At 44.0% G+C, this 23,441-nt stretch carries 25 protein-coding genes; 14 read left to right on the top strand and 11 right to left on the bottom strand.

Going from position 1 to position 23,441, the window contains the following annotated elements; translation table 11 throughout:
- The first annotated feature begins 202 nt into the window (after positions 1-202).
- The 3 genes from BW716_RS14865 to BW716_RS14855 all read left to right on the top strand — a co-directional run bounded on the left by BW716_RS14865 (position 203) and on the right by BW716_RS14855 (position 2,442).
- Positions 203-895 (top strand): porin family protein, encoded by a 693-nt coding sequence (locus BW716_RS14865; protein ID WP_083723354.1) that lies wholly within the window; start codon positions 203-205, stop codon positions 893-895.
- 117 nt (positions 896-1,012) lie between these two features.
- On the top strand, positions 1,013-1,621 hold the full coding sequence (locus BW716_RS14860) for a porin family protein (RefSeq protein ID WP_083723353.1): 609 nt from the start codon (positions 1,013-1,015) through the stop codon (positions 1,619-1,621).
- Positions 1,622-1,746: 125 nt separating this feature from the next.
- Positions 1,747-2,442: a porin family protein gene (locus BW716_RS14855; protein WP_083723352.1), complete on the top strand. Its 696-nt coding sequence runs from the start codon at positions 1,747-1,749 to the stop codon at positions 2,440-2,442.
- Between the two features lie 309 nt (positions 2,443-2,751).
- Here BW716_RS14855 and metF read toward each other — a convergent pair whose 3' ends face one another.
- Positions 2,752-3,705 carry a methylenetetrahydrofolate reductase [NAD(P)H] gene (gene metF, locus BW716_RS14850; protein WP_083723351.1) on the bottom strand — a complete coding sequence of 318 codons (954 nt, stop codon included), beginning with the start codon at positions 3,703-3,705 and terminating at the stop codon, positions 2,752-2,754.
- Positions 3,706-3,894: 189 nt separating this feature from the next.
- Here metF and lptB point away from each other — a divergent pair, with 189 nt between their 5' ends.
- From lptB to fabG, 3 genes are read left to right on the top strand one after another with little or no spacing between them, the layout of a single operon-like run.
- Complete coding sequence (gene lptB / locus BW716_RS14845; protein WP_083723350.1) at positions 3,895-4,659, top strand: LPS export ABC transporter ATP-binding protein; 765 nt, start codon at positions 3,895-3,897, stop codon at positions 4,657-4,659.
- Between the two features lie 30 nt (positions 4,660-4,689).
- A complete protein-coding gene (locus BW716_RS14840) occupies positions 4,690-6,222 on the top strand; it encodes a GH3 auxin-responsive promoter family protein (RefSeq protein WP_083723349.1) in 1,533 nt (510 codons plus the stop codon).
- A gap of 28 nt (positions 6,223-6,250) precedes the next feature.
- The gene (fabG, locus tag BW716_RS14835; protein WP_083723348.1) at positions 6,251-7,000 is read left to right on the top strand and encodes a 3-oxoacyl-[acyl-carrier-protein] reductase; all 750 of its coding nucleotides are present in this window, start codon (positions 6,251-6,253) and stop codon (positions 6,998-7,000) included.
- A 57-nt stretch (positions 7,001-7,057) separates the two neighbouring features.
- On the opposite strand, the gene BW716_RS14830 is transcribed toward fabG, so the two are convergent.
- Positions 7,058-7,936, bottom strand: a complete 879-nt coding sequence (locus BW716_RS14830; RefSeq protein WP_083723347.1) for an SMP-30/gluconolactonase/LRE family protein — start codon at positions 7,934-7,936, stop codon at positions 7,058-7,060.
- A gap of 328 nt (positions 7,937-8,264) precedes the next feature.
- On the opposite strand from BW716_RS14830, the gene BW716_RS14825 reads away from it, so the two are divergent.
- Positions 8,265-9,317 (top strand): nucleoid-associated protein, encoded by a 1,053-nt coding sequence (locus BW716_RS14825; protein ID WP_083723346.1) that lies wholly within the window; start codon positions 8,265-8,267, stop codon positions 9,315-9,317.
- Between the two features lie 183 nt (positions 9,318-9,500).
- Here the strand turns inward: BW716_RS14825 and BW716_RS14820 are convergent, their stop codons facing one another.
- The 5 genes from BW716_RS14820 to radA all read right to left on the bottom strand — a co-directional run bounded on the left by BW716_RS14820 (position 9,501) and on the right by radA (position 14,934).
- Positions 9,501-10,943, bottom strand: a complete 1,443-nt coding sequence (locus BW716_RS14820; RefSeq protein WP_083723345.1) for a regulatory iron-sulfur-containing complex subunit RicT — start codon at positions 10,941-10,943, stop codon at positions 9,501-9,503.
- A gap of 143 nt (positions 10,944-11,086) precedes the next feature.
- On the bottom strand, positions 11,087-12,226 hold the full coding sequence (locus tag BW716_RS14815) for a DNA polymerase III subunit delta' (protein ID WP_083723344.1): 1,140 nt from the start codon (positions 12,224-12,226) through the stop codon (positions 11,087-11,089).
- A gap of 77 nt (positions 12,227-12,303) precedes the next feature.
- Complete coding sequence (locus tag BW716_RS14810) at positions 12,304-12,831, bottom strand: glutathione peroxidase (RefSeq protein WP_083723362.1); 528 nt, start codon at positions 12,829-12,831, stop codon at positions 12,304-12,306.
- A gap of 48 nt (positions 12,832-12,879) precedes the next feature.
- On the bottom strand, positions 12,880-13,560 hold the full coding sequence (locus tag BW716_RS14805) for a ComF family protein (protein WP_083723343.1): 681 nt from the start codon (positions 13,558-13,560) through the stop codon (positions 12,880-12,882).
- Positions 13,561-13,566: 6 nt separating this feature from the next.
- On the bottom strand, positions 13,567-14,934 hold the full coding sequence (gene radA, locus BW716_RS14800) for a DNA repair protein RadA (protein ID WP_083723342.1): 1,368 nt from the start codon (positions 14,932-14,934) through the stop codon (positions 13,567-13,569).
- Positions 14,935-15,498: 564 nt separating this feature from the next.
- Here radA and BW716_RS14795 point away from each other — a divergent pair.
- From BW716_RS14795 to pyrH, 6 genes are all read left to right on the top strand, one after another.
- Positions 15,499-16,188, top strand: coding sequence for a zinc metallopeptidase (locus BW716_RS14795; protein ID WP_083723341.1), 690 nt, complete (start codon positions 15,499-15,501; stop codon positions 16,186-16,188).
- A gap of 303 nt (positions 16,189-16,491) precedes the next feature.
- A complete protein-coding gene (gene rplM / locus BW716_RS14790) occupies positions 16,492-16,935 on the top strand; it encodes a 50S ribosomal protein L13 (protein ID WP_083723340.1) in 444 nt (147 codons plus the stop codon).
- A 14-nt stretch (positions 16,936-16,949) separates the two neighbouring features.
- Positions 16,950-17,339, top strand: coding sequence for a 30S ribosomal protein S9 (rpsI, locus tag BW716_RS14785; RefSeq protein WP_083723339.1), 390 nt, complete (start codon positions 16,950-16,952; stop codon positions 17,337-17,339).
- A gap of 77 nt (positions 17,340-17,416) precedes the next feature.
- Positions 17,417-18,418 carry a 30S ribosomal protein S2 gene (gene rpsB / locus BW716_RS14780; RefSeq protein WP_083723338.1) on the top strand — a complete coding sequence of 334 codons (1,002 nt, stop codon included), beginning with the start codon at positions 17,417-17,419 and terminating at the stop codon, positions 18,416-18,418.
- A 133-nt stretch (positions 18,419-18,551) separates the two neighbouring features.
- Positions 18,552-19,379, top strand: a complete 828-nt coding sequence (tsf, locus tag BW716_RS14775; protein WP_083723337.1) for a translation elongation factor Ts — start codon at positions 18,552-18,554, stop codon at positions 19,377-19,379.
- Positions 19,380-19,559: 180 nt separating this feature from the next.
- Positions 19,560-20,273 (top strand): UMP kinase, encoded by a 714-nt coding sequence (pyrH, locus tag BW716_RS14770; RefSeq protein WP_179091139.1) that lies wholly within the window; start codon positions 19,560-19,562, stop codon positions 20,271-20,273.
- Between the two features lie 45 nt (positions 20,274-20,318).
- On the opposite strand, the gene BW716_RS14765 is transcribed toward pyrH, so the two are convergent.
- A complete protein-coding gene (locus BW716_RS14765) occupies positions 20,319-21,404 on the bottom strand; it encodes a DUF3298 and DUF4163 domain-containing protein (RefSeq protein WP_083723335.1) in 1,086 nt (361 codons plus the stop codon).
- 120 nt (positions 21,405-21,524) lie between these two features.
- On the opposite strand from BW716_RS14765, the gene pdxH reads away from it, so the two are divergent.
- Entirely contained in the window at positions 21,525-22,169 is a 645-nt protein-coding gene (gene pdxH, locus BW716_RS14760) for a pyridoxamine 5'-phosphate oxidase (RefSeq protein ID WP_083723361.1), read from the top strand.
- A gap of 58 nt (positions 22,170-22,227) precedes the next feature.
- On the opposite strand, the gene BW716_RS14755 is transcribed toward pdxH, so the two are convergent.
- From BW716_RS14755 to BW716_RS14745, 3 genes are all read right to left on the bottom strand, one after another.
- Entirely contained in the window at positions 22,228-22,356 is a 129-nt protein-coding gene (locus tag BW716_RS14755) for a 30S ribosomal protein THX (protein WP_072362758.1), read from the bottom strand.
- Positions 22,357-22,559: 203 nt separating this feature from the next.
- Positions 22,560-22,829, bottom strand: a complete 270-nt coding sequence (locus BW716_RS14750; RefSeq protein WP_012788562.1) for an HU family DNA-binding protein — start codon at positions 22,827-22,829, stop codon at positions 22,560-22,562.
- 307 nt (positions 22,830-23,136) lie between these two features.
- Positions 23,137-23,439 (bottom strand): DUF4286 family protein, encoded by a 303-nt coding sequence (locus tag BW716_RS14745; protein ID WP_083723334.1) that lies wholly within the window; start codon positions 23,437-23,439, stop codon positions 23,137-23,139.
- Positions 23,440-23,441 lie beyond the last annotated feature (2 nt).

The following is a 23,441-nucleotide window of genomic DNA, read 5'->3' as shown; positions in this document are numbered from 1 at the left end:
AAGTGTAAACAACTTCATAAATAATTTATCCCGTGTATCACAAATACACGGGATTTTTTTTGAGGACACAAAAATGTAAGTAAATATTAAATGACTATATATTTAATGTTGTAACCCCTTTATTATCAGATGCATCCGTTTGCTGTATTTTGCTTTGGCATAGTCTTTGGCAATGGATAGTCGTAATAAAACTTTCTAGGTTATGACAAAGAAGATGATCCTATCGTTTGCAACCCTTGCAATTTTTTCAACGAGCGCGATGGCGCAGGTACGTGTGGGTGTAAAAGGTGGCTGGAACCTTTCAACCATTACAGTTGATAACAGTGGTAGTGTAGACAAAGACAAATCACTGTCTGGTTTTAATATCGGTGTAATCGCAGATATGCCATTAGTACCAAGAATCTTATCCTTCCAGCCGGGTGTGTTTTACACTACCAAGGGTTCCAAACTGAAATCCGGAGATGAAAATGATGCCGTGCATTACAAGTTTACAACCAACCCATCCTACATCGAAGTTCCGCTGAACTTCATTGGTAAATTACCTGTAGGTCCTGGCGCAAGTCTCTTTGCGGGTGTAGGTCCATACTTTGCATTTGGCGTAGCTGGTAAGAACAAAACTTACACAACTGTGGGCAGTACTACCACGATTACAGAATCAAACATCAAGTGGGATGATGATACCCCATTTAACAATGATGATCCAAACCAGGGTTATAACAAGTTGAAACGTTTTGACTGGGGTGGTAACGTACAGGTAGGTGCAGAGATCAGCAATTTCCTGATTTCAGCACAGTACGGAGTAGGTTTCGCCAAGATCAATTCCGGTGGAAATGACAGTAACAACGACAAAAACAAAAACCGTGTGTTTAGTGTTAGTGTGGGTTACCTGTTCTAATCAACAATCTTAAATAACGGGGCGTAAACAGGCAACGTCTGTAATTAAAACAACAGCTATGAACATGTATAGCATCCAACAACGCCTGTAGGGTGCTATACCGATAAATTTACCTATATGAAGAAAGTACTTTTAGCGGCCGCCGGGCTTCTGATTGCATGTGTATCTTTTGGGCAGACAAAATGGGGGATCGTTGCAGGGCCTCAGTTCTCCAGTTATACGACCAAGGCTGATAATGTTAGCAAAAAAACCAGTGACCTGTTTACGAATGTCAGGGCTGGTATCACTGTAGATATTCCACTGGCAGAGGAATTTTATGTCGGAACCGGTCTGCTTTACTCTGGCAAGGGTGGTAAGGATGACGGTGTTAAAACCAACTTATCTTATTTACAAGTGCCAGTAAATTTCCTCTTTAAACCTGAAGTAGGTACAGGAAAGCTGAACCTTGGTGTCGGCCCTTACCTCGCATACGGTGTAGCAGGCAAGCATAAAACTACAGTAGGTAATGCTGATGTGTCCGTAAAAGCATTTGATGATGAAGCAGGAGTAGCCAGGCTGAAAAGGTTTGACGCAGGTATGGGTATTGTAGCTGGTTATGAACTGCCGGTAGGCTTGTACCTGGGTCTGAATGCAGACTTAGGTCTCATAAATGCTTATGACAATACAGACAATGGCCGGAGCTGGCATAATACCTCCTTCGGTGTTTCAGTAGGGTATAAATTTTAATGGCAAGCAATATTATATGCAGGGCTGATCTTCTTTTCAGGGGATCAGCCCTGTTACTTTGTTAACGAGCTATTAATACCCCAAATTCCCACTTATTTCCTACCTTAGTTTTCATAAACCCCTATATGTTTGAGCAATCCATTACGCGTACTTTTATATTCTTTTTATTGAGCATTTTTTTATCACCTTTCCAATTGAAGGCACAGGTTAGTTTTGGTCTGAATGTGGGGGTCAATCAATCCTGGATGCAGTTCATGGATCCCGCCGGTCATTCTGCCGAAGAAAATAAACCGCTCACAAGATTAAATGCTGATCTGTTGGTAACTGTACCCCTGATAAACGGGTTGTATGTAGAGCCAGCTATCCGGTATATTACAAAAGGTGCCAACCTGACCGCCGGTGGAGATGGGGAATACACCCGCAGGCTGGAAGTGCATTACCTGGAAATACCCGTCAATTTCACATATAAAGTGCCTGTATCATTTGGCCGGCTCACGATAGGGGCGGGGCCATATACTGCTTATGGTCTGAATGGGAATAACCGGATGCAGGTATATAATGCAGGAAATGTAGTAAGCACCACCGATTATAGTGTTGCATTCAGCGGCAGGGAGAACAAAGGTATTTATCCCGGCACGCGGCTGAATCGTTGGGATGTAGGGGCGCAGGTCTCGGCAGGTGTTGAATTTAATAACCTGCTGATATTCGGGGTTCACTATAGCAGGGGAATCCGTAACCTGGACTTGTCCGGCAACAGTACGATCCGCAATAATAGTGCAGGGGTGAGCCTGGGAATTTTACTGAGCAGGGAAGATTATTAACGGCCATAATAATACGTGCGAATAAATACAAAAGGTGTATCCGGATAGGGTGCACCTTTTTTTTATGGGAAGTAGGGGTATGTCCAGTGACCCGCGTCTTACTTGTAAACTATTTTGACATAGGATAAAACAAAAAGTGTGACAGTTATTCGGACATGCCAGTACGTTTCCACGTAATGGCATTTTTTTCTGAAAATAGTTTTCATTCCCCGTTGGAGAATTCCCTCTTTCATGAATGTTTTATTTTAAAATAAAAAACCCGCTTTTACCTCAGGCAAAAGCGGGTTGATGATATAAGCGAAAGCCAGGTTATACTACGGCTTCTACTACTTTTCTGATCACTTCTGGTTTACCCAGGGTGTAATAGTGTAATACTGGTGCACCAAATTCCTTCAGTTCTTTAGACTGCTGGATCAGCCACTCTGTACCTACCAGTTCTACATCCTTGTCAGTCTTACATTTCAGGATTTCGTTGGCCAGATCATTCGGAATATCTACATGGAACGCCCTTGGCAGTACTGTTAACTGTTTGCGGGTGGTCATAGGTTTCAATCCTGGAATGATGGGGACAGTGATGCCCATTTCTCTGCATTTTTTGACAAAGTCAAAGTATTTCTGGTTGTCAAAAAACATCTGGGTAATGATATAATCGGCGCCATTTTCTACTTTCCGCTTCAGGTAGGTCATATCAGTAGCCAGGTTGGGTGCTTCGAAGTGTTTTTCCGGATAGCCGGCTACGCCGATACAGAATTTAGTTTTCACGCCTCCCTGCAGATCTTCTTCCAGATACATACCGTTGTTCATGTTCACAACCTGGTGCAGCAGTTCCTCTGCATAGCGGTGTCCATGTGGTTCTGGTTCGAAGGCCGGCTCATTTTTTGGGGCATCACCACGGAGTACCAGCACATTGTCCACACCGAGGAAATTCAGGTCAATGAGGGCATTTTCCGTTTCTTCACGGCTAAAGCCACCACAAATCAGGTGAGGAACGGCATCTACATTATAATGGTTCATAACGGCAGCACAAATAGCTACTGTGCCGGGTCTTTTGCGGATTTCTACCTTTTCAAAGGAGCCATCCGACCGCTTTTTGAACATGTGTTCACTTCTATGATAGGTAACATTGATAAATGCAGGTTTGAATGCCATCAGGGGGTCCAGATGATCGTAGATAGACTCTATGCTCTTCCCTTTGAGTGGGGGAAGGATCTCGAAAGAGATCAATGTATCCTTTGCCTGTGCGATATGTTCAGTTACTTTCATAGCAAGTGGGCTTATTAAAAATATATAGCCGGACAAAAATAATGCATCTCTTAGAATTATCATCTAATAATTCTCGAATAGTCCGAATATTTATAAACCTTTGTGCTGGATTCGTAGATAAAAGCACAGGCAAGAAATGCCCGGCATTGAAAGCTGAAGTAAATGCTTATTTTTGCTAAGTTTCAACATATGGCATTAAAAATACATACAGATCAGCTGGTAAAGCGCTACGGTCAGAGAACTGTGGTCAACAACGTATCTGTTGAGGTAACTCAGGGAGAGATCGTTGGATTGCTGGGCCCGAATGGTGCCGGTAAGACAACCACGTTTTATATGGTAGTGGGCCTGATCAAGCCGGACGAGGGCCAGGTATTCCTGGACGAAGTCAACATCACCAAGCTGCCCATGTACAAAAGGGCCAAGATGGGGATAGGTTATCTTCCCCAGGAAGCATCCGTATTCCGTAAATTGAGTGTGGAAGACAATATCTCTGCGGTATTGGAAATGACTACCCTCAAGAAGGCAGAACAGAAGGAAAAACTCGAAAGTCTGCTGGAAGAATTTCGTCTCACACACGTGCGTAAAAGCCCCGGCGACGTATTGAGCGGTGGTGAGCGCAGACGTACAGAAATTGCACGCGCACTGGCGGTGGACCCTAAGTTTATCCTGCTGGATGAGCCTTTTGCTGGTATTGACCCCATTGCAGTAGAAGATATTCAATCTATCGTAGCCCGCCTTAAATATAAAAATATCGGTATTCTGATCACCGACCACAATGTACAGGAGACACTGTCCATCACTGACCGTGCCTATCTGCTATTTGAGGGTAAAATATTAAAAGCCGGATCAGCCGAAGAATTAGCTGCAGATGAACAGGTAAGGAAAGTGTATCTTGGACAGAATTTTATTTTACGTCGTAAAAATTACCTGGACGAAGCAGCTAAACAAAAATAACTACAACTACTCCGTTCCTACCATCCTATTATGAGAATATTAAGTCCTGCAATATCACAACTGGCGCGTTTGCGCATGGGACGCATAGAGTATTTTATGCAGTATCCCCTGCAGGTGCAGCAGCAGGTATTTCAAAACCTACTCAGTGCCGCTCAGTATACTGAGTTTGGTAAGCAATATGGATTCTCGCAGATCTATAAGATTGAAGAGTTCAAGCAAAGGGTACCTATCCATAACTACGATACCCTGAAGCCATATATTCAGCGTTCTATGGAAGGCCAGCAAAACATTTTGTGGAATACACCCATAAAATGGTTTGCCAAATCCAGCGGTACAACTGCCGATAAGAGCAAGTTCATTCCTATTTCTGTAGAAAGCCTGGATGAATGTCACTATCGTGCAGGGAGAGATGTATTATCCCTTTATTATAATAATTATCCTGAGTCCAGGTTACTCACCGGCAAGTCACTGGTAATCGGTGGTAGTCACCAGGTGAACAAACTGGATCAGGAGAGCGATTCTTACTTTGGTGACCTGAGCGCAGTGATGCTCCAGAACATGCCCTTCTATGGCAATATGATCCGTACACCGGATCTGTCTATTGCCCTGATGGATGAATGGGAAGAGAAGATAGAGCGAATGGCCAATGCCGTGATCCATGAAAACGTCACCTCTATAGCAGGGGTACCTACCTGGACCATGGTATTGATCAAAAGGATCTTTGAAATCACCGGTAAGGATAACCTGGCAGACATTTGGCCTAACCTGGAACTTTACGTACACGGTGGAGTCAGTTTCACACCGTACCGTGAGCAGTTCAAAAAACTGATCCGCAAGCCGGATATGTTCTACCAGGAAACCTACAATGCCTCAGAAGGCTTCTTTGCCGCACAGGATGTGATTGGGCAGGAGGGACTGCTGTTATTTCTGAACCATGGTATCTTCTATGAGTTCATGCCGATGGAAGAAGTAGGGAAAGATCAACCACAGACACTGCAACTGAATGAAGTGGAAATGGGGAAAAACTATGCACTGGTGATCAGTACCAATGGTGGGTTATGGCGCTATATGGTGGGCGATACCGTGCAGTTTACCTCTTTGTCTCCATTCCGTGTGAAGGTGAGTGGTCGTACCAAATCATTTATCAATGCATTTGGTGAAGAATTGATTGTCGAGAATTCAGATAAGGCGATAGCCAAAGCATGTGAAGCAACGGGTGCTATTGTAAATGATTACACAGCGGCACCTATCTATTTTAGCGAAGGAGAAGCAGGGGCCCATGAATGGTTACTTGATTTTGAATTGATGCCAGATAGTGTAGATCACTTTATTGATGTACTGGATCAGACACTGAAATCAATCAATTCTGACTACGAAGCCAAGCGTCACAAAGATATGGCGCTGCGCAGACCAGTGCTGCATGTATTGCCAAAAGGAACTTTCACCGAATGGCTGAAGAGCAAAGGCAAACTGGGTGGTCAGCACAAAGTGCCCCGGTTGAATAACGACCGGCAGCATGTCGAAGAAATTTTAAAATTCACTGGTATCACTGGTGTGATATAATTGGGTAACCATTAACTAATACGTATATATGAAATTACTGGAAAACAAAGTAGCTATCGTCACCGGGGCCAGCCGTGGTATTGGAGAAGCTATCGCAATCAAATTTGCAGAAGAGGGTGCAAATGTAGCTTTCACTTACCTGAGCTCTGATGAAAAAGCCAAAGCGCTTGAACAGAAGCTGCAAGGTATGGGCGTAAAGGCGAAAGCCTATAAATCCAATGCCGGTGTTTACGAGGAATGCGAAACGTTAATTGCCGATGTACTGAAAGAGTTCGGCGCTATCGATATTTGTGTGAACAATGCAGGTATTTCTAAAGATAATCTGCTGCTGCGCATGAGTCCTGATCAGTGGGATGATGTAATGGACATCAACCTGAAGAGCGTGTATAACATGACTAAACATGTGATCCGCCCGATGATGAAGGCTAAGTCTGGTTCCATTATTAACATGAGCTCTATTATCGGTATCAAGGGTAATGCTGGTCAGAGTAGCTATGCTGCTTCCAAGGCTGGTATTATTGGTTTTACCAAGTCTATAGCACAGGAGCTGGGTAGCCGTAACATTCGTGTGAATGCGGTGGCACCAGGTTTCGTGGAAACTGATATGACGCACTACCTGAAAGAAGGTACCGGTGCGCAGGCTTATATTGAAAAAATTCCTTTAGGTCGCTTTGGTAGCCCTGAGGATATTGCAAATGTGACGCTGTTCCTGGCTTCTAACCTGAGTGCTTATGTAACAGGTCAGACAATCAGCACCTGCGGTGGTTTGAATATCTAATCCGGTTCTATATAATTAAAAAGCGGTTGTGTCTTTGGGCACAACCGCTTTTTGTTTTTAGTATTTTTTACCGGGAGTAGCTACGCGAAAAGTCTCTACACACTTGCGATCCTGCAGGGTTACGAAGACTGTTTTGCCATCCGGACCACCGAATGTGAGGTTGCTGCATTGCTTGCCTTTCAGGGGGATTTCCCTGATGGTTTTGCCGGCAGGAGATAATACCCAGATTACTCCTTTACCCCAGCGGGCTACGTACAGGTTACCTGCTTTGTCGCACTTCATACCGTCGAAACCAAAGTCGGGTACTTCAGCAAAGAGTTGTTTGTTGCTGATATTGCCGGCTTTGTCTACATCGAATTTCCAGATCTTGCGTTGAACGCTTTCGTTGACATAGAGAGTCTTTTCATCGGGGCTGAGTTCTATACCATTGGTAGTGCCCATGTTGGCATCCAGCAGTACAGCTTTACCGCCTTTGTCGATGCGCCAGATCTGACCGGTGGATTGTTTCCAGTTTGGGTCTGAAGCGTAGATCTGGTCTTTCTTGTTGATGCAGAGATCATTGGGTTGATTGAACTTGTCATTGTGCACGTATACGCTCACTTTCCTCGTTTTGGGATCAACCTGGAGTACGTTGTGATTGATGAAGTCAGGCAGGAACATCAGTCCCTTGCTGTTGTAATGAATGCCATTGCCTACACTGCTATCAGGCAGGTTGACGAAGACTTCGCCGCTACCATCTTTGGTATTGATCCTACCAATGGTTCCATCTTTCTGAAAGTTGACTACATAGAGATAGCCAGACTTATCGTAATGAGGGCCTTCGATGTTTACAGAGAACATTTGTTCTTTGGTGAGATCTTTTGTTTGGTATAAATCCTGGCTTTTTAGCTGTGCCGTGGCGGAGAGACCGAGTAATAGACAGATAAGTTGTTTCATGATAGAAAGATTGACGTTGAGAGATTAAGATAGTAAAATTTGTACCGGTGGGCAAGATTGATATAAAAATATAAGAATCAAAACATTATAAACATTATGCACATTTGTGACGTTATAAATCCTATTTATGTTTCGTCCTATGCTTATGGCAAGCGCCCTATGGCTTGCATTTACAATGACGTCCTGTCATTTTTCTTCATCCACTGTTGCTAGCCGGGATAGAACTGGACGGGCGCAAAGGATCTGCACATAGATGCGGATGGCAGGTTTGTGAAATAGGGGATGACCCTCATCCGGCAATGGGTTAATTTTCACTATTTTCGCCGGCATGATACATGTTTCTGAATTTAAAGACCTGGAGCTGCTATCGATCCACAAGGTGGGCAACGCCTCTCAGGAAGAGTCCCTGATCTGCTCCCAGGAGCCTTTGCAATTACAGGATGAGACCATCAGTCAGCTATTGCTGAGTTACTTTATCCAGCCATTTACAAATGCGGCAGAATACTTCCGCTTTTACCATGAGGCTGACCTTCAATTAAATGAGATTTTTCAATATTGCCGTCGTATATTTGAGAATCGGGACAATTTTCATGAGCAATCTGTAAATATAGCCAAACATCTATATAAGCATTCCACGCATCCTAAAATCAAGGGGGGAGAGTTGTATATCGCTTATTTTAGCAAGTGTCAGGTGGATGGAGAGGATGTGGAAGCTATTGGTATTTTTAAATCTGAGACCAGAGATACCTATTTGAAAGTATACTTGTCCAACGAAAGCTACCAGGTAAATTACGACGACGGTATTAATATCAACAAGCTCGATAAAGGATGCCTTGTATTCAATACAGAAGAAGAAGAGGGATATAAAGTCAGTATAATAGATAGTATCAGCAAGCAAAATGAGGCTGTATACTGGAAAGATTCTTTCCTGCAGGTACAAAGGAGGGAAGACAATTATCATCAGACAGAGTTGGCAGTGAATATGTGTAAGCAATTCATCAGTGAAAAACTACCCAGTGAGTATGAAATGAGCAGGATAGATCAGGTAGATCTGCTCAACAAATCAGCAGCATATTTTAAGGAAAAAGAGCAGTTCCAGATGGACGATTTCGCGAAGGAAGTACTAGGGCATCAGGATGCCATCGAATCATTCAGAGAATACAGGGAGCAATATCAGCAGGATTACAAACAGGAGATACCTGATGAATTTGATATATCAGCACCAGCATTTAAGAAGCAGCAAAAAGTATTTAAGAGTATTCTGAAACTGGATAAAAACTTTCATATATACATACACGGGAACAGGGAATTGATTGAAAGGGGTTTTGATGAATCTACGAATATGTATTACTATAAACTTTCGTTTGAAAATGAAAGTTAAAATGCCGTAACAAACTGCGGCATCAGTCGTCTAACATTACACCGATCGGTTATAAATTTTTCATAAGCAAAAACCAATTATTAATAAAGGCTGCTCTTTTGGGCGGCCTTTTATTATTAACGGGTAAATCAGCATATTGTTTAAATAAAAAAACGCTTCTGTTTTGGGCAGAAGCGTTTTTTATTATTTCTGTTGTTTTTGCTTAGGTTTCGGCGGCCTGTTTTGAGGCTGCTGCTGGCCACCTCCGCCGCCTTGTTGTTGAGGCTTTGGCTGTGGTTTAGGTCCCTGTGGTTTACCTTGCTGCTGCGGCTGTTGTTGTTGTTTCGGCTGCTGCTGTTGAGGTTTAGGGCCCTGCGGCTTACCTGGTCCTTGTTGTTGCGGCTGTTTAGGTTTTGGCTGCTGTTGCTGCTGCTGTTGCTGTGCCTGTTGTTTAGGTTTTTGCTGTTGAGCAGGTTGTTCCGCAGGTTTACCACCTTGTTGCTGCTGTTTGTGTTTTTGTTTTTCCTTGTCCTTGTGTTTGCGTTTCTGGGCTGTTTTTTCCAGTGAGCGGAGGCTGATCTGGCCTACCACGTCTGCAAATCCGAGGTCAGTTTCTTTAGGTTTACCTGCTACCACTTCAACTGGTTTCAGGTCTTCAGGTCTGATGTTTTGCTTATTCAGTTGACGTATTTCTTTTACGCGGCTGATGGTAAGCGGGTATTGCTTGTTGCTGTCGCCATAAGCATACCACATCAGGTTTTTGAAGATATCCCTCTTCTGCAGGGTTGCAACCCCATTGATGGTTTCAATGCTATCTGCATCTTCAGGGAAATCTTTAAGTGCATCGAGGTAAGTATCGAGCTCGTAGTTCAGGCAGCATTTCAAACGTCCGCACTGGCCGGACAGTTTTGCCTGATTGATGGAAAGGTTCTGGTAGCGGGCAGCAGTGGTATTCACACTCTTAAAGTCAGAGAGCCAGGTAGAGCAGCACAATTCGCGGCCGCAGCTACCAATACCGCCTACTTTACCGGCTTCCTGGCGGGCACCGATCTGGCGCATTTCCACCTTGACACGGAATTCTCCGGCGTAGAGCTTAATTAATTCACGGAAGTCAACACGGTCATCGGCAGTGTAGAAGAAGGTAGCTTTACGTCCATCGGCCTGAATTTCTACCTCGGCGAGTTTCATTTCGAGGCCTATACTGCGGGCTATTGCTCTTGCTTTGACGAGGGCATCTTTTTCGCGGGTTTTGTTTTCACCCATTCTGTGCAGATCTTCATTGCTGGCGCGACGCAATACTTTTTTTACTTCAGGGGTATCTTCTATCCTTCTTTTCTTCATCTGGAGCTTTACCAGTTCGCCGGTGAGGCTTACCTGGCCTACATCAAAACCACTCACTCCTTCTACCGTTACCATTTCTCCTTTATCCAGGAACTGTTTGGTAACGTTTCGGAAGAAATCTTTCCTGCTTCCGTTGTTGAAACTTACCTCTATAATATCAAATGGTGCTAAGCTATCACTTAAGGGAATATTGGCCAGCCAGTCAAAAACATTTAGTCGGTTACATCCACCACTACTACAACCTCCATTACTTTTGCATCCTGACGGCTTTCCCTCTGCACCTGTACCACATCCGGCACAAGCCATATTTATATATTTAAAAGAGTTAATTGATATGCATCCGGTATTGTCCCGAACGCTTTAAAATACATATTTCCCTTTATATATACAAAAGGGCGGAAGTAACAAAGGTAACGGAAAAAGTAATGCCCCGTCCTGTCAATATAGGTTTAACAGGCCGGGATGGGCTTATGTTTAAAAATGTACTGTAATTTGATACTGAGGGCGTGAAACAGCAGTTTGGCGTTGGCATTGCGTTCAATGTAGTAGCTGGCGTTGTCCAGTTCCTGCATGATCAGCTCCATTTGCTGGAGGTTGGCCAGTTTTTGCAATTTGAAGGCAAAATCGGTTTCTTCTTCAGAGAATGCCAGCTGGCTTTTGTCTATGTATTTCAATCTGAGGGTATGTTCCAGCAGGTTGATGAAGTAGCGGAGGAACTGTTTCTGGTTTTCGCGACCCATCTTGGCGTTGGATACATTTTCAATCCATTCCTGGAGGGCCAGGCGATTGTTGGTGAAGATATAATTGAGCCAGTTGCGTAGTAGCTCATGGTAGTCATCTTCTGAGTTTTGCAGCAGGGCAAGGGCTTCCCGGTAGTTGCCGGAAGCAATTGTTGCCACCTGACGGGCTCTTGCAGCAGGGGCATTGGCCCTGGTTACGAGTGCATTGACCAGTACGTCTTTGGGGAGAGGGTTCACCTTGATGAGGTGAGTACGCGAAAGGATGGTTGCCAGTATTTGCTCCTGGTTTTCGGCGATCAGGATGAAGATGGTATCATCTGGTGGCTCTTCGATCAGTTTGAGCAGGCGGTTCCCTTCGTTCCCCAGGTATTCGGGCATCCACATGAGGAGGATCTTGTATTTACTCTCGAAGCTTTTCAGGCTCAGTTTGCGGATGATGTCCTGGCATTCGGTAGCGGTGATGTTGCCCTGTTTGTTTTCAGCTCCTATGAATTGCAGCCAGTCGTATGCATTACCGTATGGATGTTCGGCAATAAATTCCCGCCATTCGCTGGCGTAGTCGGCACTCACTGGTTTATCGCCTGTTTTTTTAGGGATGACAGGGTATGAGAAGTGAATGTCGGGGTGGATGTACTTTTGTGCTTTGATACAGGCAGAACATTTACCGCAGGGGCCTTCAGGCTGTTTGTCTTCGCATACCAGATGCTGGGCGAAGGCAAGGCCAAGGGGCAGACCGCCGGCACCTTCCGGGGCCAGGAGGATCATTGCATGGCTGATGCGGTGTTGGGTGACAGCATTGAGCAGTTGTTGCTTGATGTCGTCCTGACCTATGATATTTGAGAAAAGCATGGGTGCAAAGTAAAAGAAAAATCGCTTACACCTTTGGCATAAGCGATTTTTTCATGGGGAGAGAGGCCTGCGGCCGATTAGTATTTTTTCTCTATTGCAGCTATCACTTCTGCAGAATTAGGTTGTGTTTTTGGTGAAAACACAGCAACCAGGTTCCCTTTTTCATCCAGCAGGTACTTCTGGAAATTCCATTGTACTTCGGCTGGTTCAAAATGTTTTTCCTTGCTTTGGTCTAACAGCCATTTATAGATGGGATGTATGTCCGCACCTTTCACAGAAATCTTGGCAGCCATCGGGAATGTTACTGCATATTTTTTAGTACAGAATTCCTGGATCTGTTGGTTGCTGCCTGGTTCCTGAGAACCGAAATTGTTAGCAGGGAAACCAATGATCACCAGGTTCTTTTTGTACTTCTCATACAGTTTTTCCAGCTCTGCATATTGTGGAGTGTTTCCGCAAAGAGAAGCAGTATTCACGATCAGGATTTTTTTGCCTTTGTAATCGGCAAAATTGATTTTACCACCATCTACAGCATCAACTTTAAAATCATAAATGGCGCTGCTTTTCATAAATATCAACAACGAGATGAGCAATGTTTTTAACATACCTACAAAGTTTGAAATGAAATTAATGAATAACTCACACATAAGGAGTTAATGACGTGCATATGCCAGGGAACAAATGCTGAACGGAATATTTGCCTGTTGAAAGAGCTTTCCACAAGCTTCAGTGGTAGCGCCTGTGGTGATCACATCATCGATTAATAATACATGTTCATCTTTCAATAATTCAGGATTTTCCAGGTGGAAAGCGTGTTGTACATTTTGCCACCTGAGGATCCTGCTTTTCCTCGTTTGCGAAGCTGTAAATACTACTCTTTTCAGTGCATGTGATAACACGGGTTTGTTGATCACTGCTGCAATACCAGCAGATAATAAAGCAGACTGATTATAGCCACGAAATTTCTCCCTTTTTTTAGTAATAGGCACTGGCACAATACAGGTGATCTGGTTAATCCAGCTGGTCTGTGCGAGTATCATTCCCATCTGCTTTCCCATGTAGAAGGTTAGTTTCCTTTTGTGCCGGTACTTTATTTTATGCACCAGCTTACGCAACATGGATGCCTGTGAAAAATAGTAAGCAGCCAGTGCATGCTGTACCTGCAATCTGCCATAGAATAATTTTTCTACAGGGTTCTCAGTAAAGTGCTGAAAACCGGTGCGAGGTAACTGTACTGTACATTGATGACACAGGAATGCTTCAGTATGTGTGAGTGTGTTACCACAACTCTCGCATACATGGGGAAAACAAAGATGGAGTAATGCTGTAAACATATATGATCAGAACAATCTGCTGTATACTTCATCGACGCGGCCTACGGGAATTACTTCAATATTGAATTTACTGAAGTCGGAACCTTTCTTATTATACCTGCTGACGAAGATCTTTTCGAAACCCAGTTTTTCTGCTTCTGCTATGCGCTGTTCGATACGGTTCACTGCGCGGATTTCACCACTCAGGCCTACTTCACCTGCAAAGCAGATCTTGCCGGCGATGGCAATGTCTTCGTAAGAAGAAAGCAGTGCACATAGTACTGCCAGATCGATGGCAGGATCTTCTGCACGGATACCACCGGCGATATTGAGGAACACATCTTTGACACCGAAGTGGAAGCCGCCTCTTTTTTCCAATACGGCGAGTAGCAATTGCAGACGACGCAGATCGAAGCCGGTCACAGTACGTTGTGGGGTACCATATACTGATTGTGTAACGAGTGCCTGTACTTCGATGAGCATAGGACGCATACCTTCCATGGTAGAAGCGATAGCTACACCACTCAACAGATCTTCGCGCTGAGAGATGAGTATTTCTGAAGGGTTGGTAACCTGTCGTAATCCGGTGCCGGTCATTTCGTAAATGCCCAGTTCTGCGGTGGAACCAAAACGATTTTTGATAGTACGCAATATGCGGTAAGCATAGTGTTGATCACCTTCAAATTGTAATACGGTATCCACCATATGTTCCAGAATTTTTGGACCTGCGATAGCACCATCTTTGGTGATATGACCGATCAGAAATACGGGTACATGACTTTCTTTGGCGAAGCGTTGCATTTCGGCGGCGGTTTCCCTGATCTGGGATACGCTGCCGGGGGCAGATTCGATAAAAGGAGATTGCAACGTTTGTATAGAATCGATCACCACCAGTTGTGGGCGGAGTTTCTTTATCTCCTGAAAGATAGTCTGGGTATTGGTTTCCGTGAGCAGGTAGAACTGATCGTTGGTGGCCTGCAGGCGGTCTGCGCGCATCTTTATCTGAGAGGCACTTTCTTCACCGCTTACATATAATGTCGTGATATTTTTTAGTTGCAATGCATTTTGCAGGAAGAGTGTGCTCTTACCGATTCCTGGTTCACCACCTACGAGAACGAGTGATCCGGGAACAATACCGCCACCGAGTACACGGTTCAGTTCTACATCAGGAGTGAGTAGTCTTTCTTCTTCAACTGCGCTTACTTCGCTGAGGTTCACAATGTTATTACGACCATTCTCTTTTTCTGTTTGCCAGCTTTGATTACGTAGTGGAACATCTTTCTGAATTTTTTCTTCGACAAATGTATTCCATTGATTACAGGAAGGACATTTACCTGTCCACTTAGCTGATTCATATCCACAATTCTGACAGAAGAATGCTGATTTTATTTTCATGTAGCAAAGGTGATAAAAGCACTAAAAAAATGAGCAGTGCTATCGATAAAAAAAGTTAAAAAAGGGAAAAATTGGGGTGGGGAAAAAATGGCTCAAAAAGAAAAGAGCCAACAGAAGATTCTGCTGACTCTTTCTACTTACTAACCCATTAAATTCAGGTCTAAATTACTAAATGGCTTCAGAATAAAAAAGTTTATTTAATCGATGTGAATAACTTTTGAGGAGTTTTTGTAATGTGACAGAACGGCTCCCATAGCCTATTTCAGGGCTTCCCAGTATTTAATTATACTTTCATTGAATGGGCGTAAAAGGTTGATAAATAGGATTGATAACGCCCAAAAATATATATGAAAAACGGATCATAAGAGGCTTATTCTTATATGTCATATAGTCCGAATTTATGACTTAAAAATTACAATTAAGGACATAATGGCAGTGTTAAATTTGTGGTTGTCAGGTCGCGGAGGAGTTTGTCGGATAGTTTCTTAAGGAAATCATAAATCCTTTAAAAAGGGTTGTTTTGGAGGGGAATTTGATCTTAAAAAGTAAACAATTGTTCTATTTATGACACCTGGAATGTTGATAGTATCGCTGATTTTTGTTGGGATCAGCATGCTGGTGAGTTACCGGTTACAGGGGAAATTCAGGGAATACAGTGGGATACCTACCTCATCCGGGCTAACCGGGAAGCAGATAGCACAGAAGATGTTGAATGATAATGGGATATATGACGTGCAGGTGATATCTGTGGATGGTTTTCTGACTGATCATTATGACCCCACCAACAAAACAGTGAATTTAAGTCCGGAGGTATATTCCGGGGTGAATGTAGCGGCCGCGGCGGTGGCTGCCCATGAGTGCGGGCATGCGATTCAGCACAAAAATGCCTATGCCTGGCTGGGTTTAAGGTCCAGGTTGGTACCGATGGTACAGTTTAGCTCTCAGTGGTTGCAGTTTGTGCTGATGATCGGGGTTTTTGCCCTTTACTGGACGTCTGCGCCGTTGCTGATAGGCATAATATTATTTGGGCTGACCACTTTGTTTGCGTTGGTGACGCTGCCGGTCGAGTTCGATGCTTCGCGGAGGGCTTTGATCTGGCTGGACAATACTAATGTGATGAGGCGGCAGGAGCATGACAAGGCAAAGGATGCTCTTTGGTGGGCGGCTATGACCTATGTAGTGTCGGCGGTTGCTTCAGTGGTGATGCTGGTACAGTATATCTTTTTATTCCTGGGCGCAAGGGACAGGAATTAATAAACAAACACTTTATGTCATAATCGTGTGGGGCCGGAAGTAAGAGACTGCTTCCGGCTTTTCTATTTATATAATTTACGCTATATGTGTTCTAGGTTGAAAAACAGTATGAAAACAGCTCAGGGAATTATTCCACTTACTATGTTAATAATTCTACGTCAAAATATTTATTGAAAATCAATACATTGTGAAGGTGCTTGTAAAAAATGTCTCAAAAAGTATGGTTATTCAAAGTATGTGATTTAACTTTGCGTTCCCAATTTGTGTGGGATCATATTTCAAGCGTAAATTTTATTTACTATAATGAATACTTTAAGCTTCAAGACTAAATCTGCCAACGACGCAACTGTAGTGCGTGACTGGCATATTGTAGACGCTACCAACCTGACACTGGGTAGGATGAGCGCGAAGATTGCGTCCATTTTAAGAGGTAAGAACAAGCCTTACTATACTCCTCACACTGATTGTGGAGATTTCGTAATCATCATCAATGCAGAAAAGATCCAGTTGACTGGTAATAAATGGAATGACAAGGAATATCTGACTTATTCAGGTTATCCAGGTGGTCAGAAATCAGAGACTGCAAAGGAACTGATCCGTCGTCGTCCAGAAGTAGTGATCGAAAGAGCTGTTAAGGGCATGCTGCCTAAGAATCGTCTGGGTCGTGCTATGTACAAAAAGCTGTTTGTATATGCCGGCGCTGAGCATCCACATGCTGCGCAGAAACCTAAATCCTTAACTTTCTAATTTTTCTCTGATACATGGAAAAGCAAAAAAATACTATTGGTCGTCGTAAGGAAGCCGTAGCTCGCGTGTATATCAGCAAGGGCACTGGTGCAATTACAATCAACGACAAAGACTATAAAGAATATTTCGCGCTGGTTTACCTGCAGAATCAGGTAGAATTGCCGTTGAAAACTATCGACGCTCTGGATAAATTTGATATAAAGGTAAATGCTGCTGGTGGTGGTATCAAGGGTCAGGCTGAGGCAGTGAAACTGGGTATTGCACGTGGTCTGTGTGAGGTGAACATCGAGTTCCGCCCTGCACTGAAAGCGGCTGGATTGCTGAAACGTGATCCTAGAGGCGTTGAACGTAAGAAACCAGGTAAAGCTAAAGCTAGAAGAAGCTTCCAGTTCTCTAAACGCTAATCGTGATGAATGCGTGGTGGTAGTATATACCCATCGCAGATTATTAACATTGACCTTTTATAACAGAGTATAATAACATGGAAAATAATACCTCATTGCAGCAGCAGTTACTGGAGGCTGGTGTACACTTCGGTCACCTGAAGAAGAAATGGAATCCAAAGATGCTGCCTTACATTTTCGCAGAAAAGAAAGGTATTCACATCATAGATCTGAATAAAACCGTTGAAGGTTTACAGGATGCAGCAGCAGCCCTGAAATCTATCGCTAAGAGCGGTAAAAAGATCATGTTCGTTGCAACAAAAAAGCAAGCTAAAGAAATCGTAGCAGAAGCGGCTAAGCGTGTAAACATGCCTTACGTGACTGAAAGATGGTTAGGTGGTATGCTTACCAACTTTTCCACTATCCGTAAGAGCGTGAAGAAAATGCAGAGCATTGAGAAAATGCTGACTGATGGTACTTTCGATAGCATTACTAAGAAAGAGCGTCTTACCTTAACACGTGATAAGGAGAAAATGGAGAAAGTTCTGGGTGGTATCGCTCAGCTGGCTCGTGTTCCTGCAGCGCTGTTCCTGGTTGACATCAGCCATGAGCACATTGCACTGGCAGAAGCTCGTCGTCTGGGTATCTCCACCTTCGGTATGGTAGATACTAACTCCGATCCTACCAAGGTAGACTTCGCAGTACCAGCGAACGATGATGCTACTAAATCTATCGCAATCATCACTAACTATATCGCTGCAGCAATTGCAGAAGGTCTGGCTGAAAGAGCGAATGAGAAAACTGACGACGTAGTAGAAGAGGAAGAAGAAGACAACAAGGCACTGAAGTTCGAACTCGAAGGTGGTGATGATCGTGGTGGTGAGAGAGGTCGTAAGCCAGGTGGTCGTGGTCCAGGTGGTCCAGGTGGCAACAACAACCGCCCAGGTGGTGGTGGCAACCGTCCAGGTGGCAATAACAATCGTCCAGGTGGTGGTGGTAACCGTCCAGGTGGCGGTGGTAACCGTCCAGGCGGCGGTGGCGGCGGACAACGTCGTCCTGCAGGTTCTGGTGGTAGCAGACCAGGTGGTGGCGGAAGATAATTCTGTTCATGACTAAATAGATCAATTGCGAACCGTGGACAGCTTACCTGATCTGTGGTTCGCAATTGGTCATATAAACCGGACAAGTAGCAAAATTCATATAAACTTAATACTCTTAAACTCATTATAAGTTATGGCAGCAACAATTACAGCAGCTGATGTTAACAAACTGCGTCAGCAGACAGGTGCAGGCATGATGGATTGCAGAAAGGCGCTGGTAGAAAGCGATGGTGATTTTGAAAAAGCAGTTGATTATCTGCGTAAGAAAGGCCAGAAAGTAGCCGCTTTACGTTCTGACCGTGAAACTAAAGAAGGTGTTATCATTGCTAAGACTGCTGCTGATGGCCAGACTGGTGTGGTAGTAGCCCTGGGTTGCGAAACTGACTTCGTAGCTAAGAATGAAGATTTCATCAAGTTTGCTCAGTCTCTGGTAGACCTGGCACTGACTTCCGGTGTTAACACCGTAGAAGAACTGGGTGCTGCTAGCCTGGATGGTGCAACTGTAAATGATAAAGTAAACGACCAGGTTGCTAAAATCGGTGAGAAAATCACCCTGGCACGTTTCGAAAAAATCACTGCTGCTTCTGTAACTGCTTATATCCACGGTAACTACCGCATGGGTGTACTGGTAGGTTTCAACGAAGCTGTAGCTGAAGAAGTAGGTAAAGATGTGGCAATGCAGATCGCTGCTATGAACCCAATCGCTGTTGATGCGGCTGGTGTTTCTGAAGATCTGATTGCACGTGAAAAAGCAATCGCTCTTGAGCAGATCGCTGCTGAAGGTAAAACCGGAGACATGGCTGAGAAAATTGCTATGGGTAAGGTGAACAAGTTCTTCAAAGACAACACCCTGTTACAGCAGGCGTTTGTAAAAGATAATAATAAGACTGTTGCTGATTATCTGAAGTCTGTAAGTGCAGGCCTGAAGGTAACAGGATTCAGCAGAATTGCATTGGGATAATATAATCCCGGTCAGAAAAGGAGAGAAGTTTTTCTCTCCTTTTTTTTGTGCCTAACAGAAATCATGTAGTGTCAACGAAGGGTAATCCTGCCCCGAAAATTCCGCGTTCCGCATTTTTTGTATCTTCGGGGCGCAGTAACCGATAACTATCTTCATCTTAATATATCATTTTCAATAGTCATGTTGCCAAAGTACAAGCGTATTTTACTTAAACTAAGCGGTGAGGCCCTGATGGGCGAAGGTAATTACGGGATCGATCACAAGGTGATCTCACAGTATGCATACGATATTAAAGCTGCTACAGATCTGGGCGTGCAGGTTGCGGTCGTGATCGGTGGTGGTAACATCTATCGTGGTATGAACGAAAAAGAGACAGGTATTGAGCGTGCTCAGGGCGACTACATGGGGATGCTGGCAACAGTTATCAATGGTATGGCCATGCAGAGTGGTCTGGAAAAGGTTGGTTTATATACCCGCCTGCAATCTGCTATCAAAATGGAGCAGATCGCAGAGCCTTATATCCGCCGCCGTGCCATTCGCCACCTGGAAAAAGGTCGTGTTGTGATCTTTGGTGCCGGTACCGGTAACCCGTACTTCACTACAGATACTGCTGCTTCCCTGCGTGCGATCGAGATCCAGGCTGATGTGATCCTGAAAGGAACCCGTGTAGATGGTATCTATACCGCTGATCCGGAAAAAGATCCAACCGCTACAAAATTTGAAACCATTACCTTCTCTGAGGTGTATCAGAAATCACTGAATGTGATGGATATGACCGCTTTCACACTGTGCCAGGAGAATAAACTCCCGATTATCGTGTTTGACATGAATCGTCCGGGCAATCTGCTGCAGGTGATTATGGGAAAGAATGTGGGGACACTTGTAAAAGCATAAACTTATTTGGAATCGGGGAATTGCTTAGCAATTCCCCGATTGCTCTTATTTCAGGTATGCTTTGAGCTCCGTAAAGGGTAAGTACAAAGTAATCTGCCCCATTGCATAAGGCCCGATCTCATACGGGGTATAGCAGAACCCAATTCCCTTGTCCGTGATGAAGAAGTTCTCATTCACGGGGATCTGATCGACCAGCAACTGGTCTTTCAATGTGTTTTCCTCACTTACCCAGAAAACTCTTCTGTACGCTTTTTCCAGCAATGCTGGTAATGCCTCTTTATAGCCCGGTTTAAAGAGGTCTTCTGTCGTTAATACTTTCTTCTTCTTCAGATCTAAAACCTTGTAAATAGAGCCGTAATTGCCATGTGCGCCACCTGTATACTCATAGGTAAATGATTCAACGCTCAGGTAAGGATAATGGTTATACACTACTCTCATATCAGCATCGGCTGACCAGCTGGCGGTGGCAGGAATTTCCTCTGTGGTATCGATATCTTTTTCAGTCGTTTTGTAAGTGACGAGGAAGGAGTCAATATCCCTTCGGAGGTAGCGAACCGGATTGTCCAGGGAAGGGTTGCCGGTGACCGTGTTGCGAATGAAAGCCTTTGTCTCCTCATCCAGGGTGGGCGCCGGCCAGATAACTGCGTTAGTAGCTACCGCTACCGGGGAGGCAGGATTGCCAGGCAGCAGCTTTGCAGAATCTTCTCCATAATATACACTCAGGGGAGTGGTCTCTTTCATATCAGGTGTAAGGGTGTACTCATAGGTAGTCCCTTTTCCTCTCCATTTGCCCTTATATACACCTGCACTGTCCAGTATACCTGTGAAGAAGCGTTCTTCCTTTTCATCCGTACTCTCATACAATACCAGCATTTTGTTCTGGTCCAGGTTTCCCCAGATGGCGATCGGCTCCCCGGTTTCTTCGTAACTATAATATCCACGGTACATGGCCGGATTGGCTTTGGTCAGTTCCATCGTAATGTTCTTACCTGCCAGCGTACCTTTCAATTGTACATAAAAGTAGGGCGTGGTCTTGAAATTGGGGAGACTTGCAGCAGCCTGTTTGGGATGCCTGTCGCCACAGGATATCAGTAAAATAGCTGAGATAGTAAAAAGGAGTATGGTTCTCATGCGTTAAAATTAATAATTATTCATATTCTTTTATCGCGTTGGATGCTGATGACAATCAAGCATTTTAGCATTTTCATGCAGGGGGCAACCTGTATCTTTGTATCCGTAAAATATTGGCCAATGCTAAATAAAAAAGTTGCTGACCTGCGTAAGGATTATACCCTTGCCGAGCTGGACGAAAAAGAAGTAGCCCAGGATCCCTTTCAACAATTTGAAAAGTGGTGGAATGATGCCATCACCGGAGAGATAGACGAAGCCAATGCGATGACGCTGGCCACCAGTAGCTCCGCAGGTATTCCTACTACCCGCATCGTATTGCTGAAGAGCTTTGATGCAGATGGTTTTGTGTTTTTTACCAATTATGATAGCCGTAAAGGTCATGAAATGGCGGCTAATCCGCATGTATCCCTGTTGTTTTTCTGGAAAGAACTGCAAAGGCAGGTGCGTATAGATGGAATTGTATCCAAAGTGGATGCGGGGATGAGTAATGAATATTACAACAGCCGTCCGCTGGGTAGTCGTATTGGTGCTATTGCTTCTCCACAGAGTAAGGTGATTCCTAACAGGAATTTCCTGGAAGAGCAGGTAAAAACAGTGACTGAAAAATATGAGAAGAATGCGCCTGAGAGACCGGAAAACTGGGGTGGGTATATTGTGAAACCGGTTGCAATTGAGTTTTGGCAGGGCCGCGGTAGCCGGCTTCATGACCGTATCCAGTACAGTCATGAAGGGAGTAGCTGGAAGATAGAGCGCCTGGCGCCGTGATGATAAAAGAAATTATAAGAGGCTGATCATGATTAAGTGGTCAGCCTCTTTAATAATTTTAGGCTTGTTTTGCAGCAGCCTTTGCAGCTTTAACAGCAGCAGCTTTAGCTGGCTTAGCAGGTCTTGATTTTCCGAAAGAACCACTGAAAATCTTACCTTTTTTGGTTTTGATATCACCTCTACCCATTGTTAGACAGTTTGATTGTTTATTATTAATTGGTGCAAATTACGTAAAAAAGGAAGATACCACAAACTGAGGGATTCGTGGCCATTTTACTGACCTGTGGTCGAAGAAGCATCGAAGAAGCATCGAAGACGAGGTGGACCTATATAAAATAAAAAAAGCAAGAAACAGTAATGTTCCTTGCTTGAATAAGGTAAGCTAACAGATTAAAGCTTGTCGGACAGAGCCTTACCAGCTTTGAATTTAGCAACTTTCTTAGCTTTGATCTTGATGATCTGGCCAGTCTGTGGGTTTCTACCGTTACGAGCAGCACGTTTAGAAACAGAGAAAGTACCGAAACCTACTAAGGTTACTTTACCACCTTTTTTCAGGGTATCAGCAACAGCCTTAGTGAAAGAATCCAGTGCTTCGTTAGCTTGGGTTTTAGTGATACCGGCATCTTTTGCCAGTTTGTCGATTAATTCGGCTTTGTTCATAGCTAGTAAGATTTAACTAGTGAATTAAAATGTTTGATGTGAGCAAATATAGCGCGTTTTATCAGATTACCAAATTTTTTGCATCTTTTTTAAGCAAAATTTTATCGGCTGAAAAGGGCTACAGGTAACGGTTACAGCTGATTCGCTCATGATATGGATGTATGAGCAAAACAGGAGTTAACGTCTGAAACCCGCTGCTAGTGGCAATTTGCTACTGGTTTTATAATTAACGTAAGAGTGTTCCAAGTATTGTACCAAACTCACAATCCCTGATAAACAGTGGATTTCCTGTGGATAAGTTTAAATGTTAAACTACCTGCATCACTGTTCTAAAGGCTACAAACTGGCTTCCAAACAGGTCATAAGCCCTTTTTTGGAGCACTGGCGCATACTCGTCTATGTAAGTTTGGTAGTTCTCGAGTGTATCTGCAAAGAATTGTACAGAGTAGGTGAGACCATCTTCCTCATCCTGTTCCAGCAGCCTGCACATGCGGTAATCATGGAATAAACCGGTATTCATGATAGCAGGGATCTGGTCTTCTTTCATCCATTGCATCCATCTGTCGTTGATAGGATGCGACACCATTGTGGTAACGTTAAATATGATCATAG

The sequence above is a fragment of the [Flexibacter] sp. ATCC 35208 genome (assembly GCF_001975825.1).
Taxonomy (GTDB): domain Bacteria; phylum Bacteroidota; class Bacteroidia; order Chitinophagales; family Chitinophagaceae; genus Chitinophaga.
The sequence above is the reverse complement of the archived record's forward strand: the minus strand, read 5'-3'. Positions and strand labels throughout refer to the sequence as shown.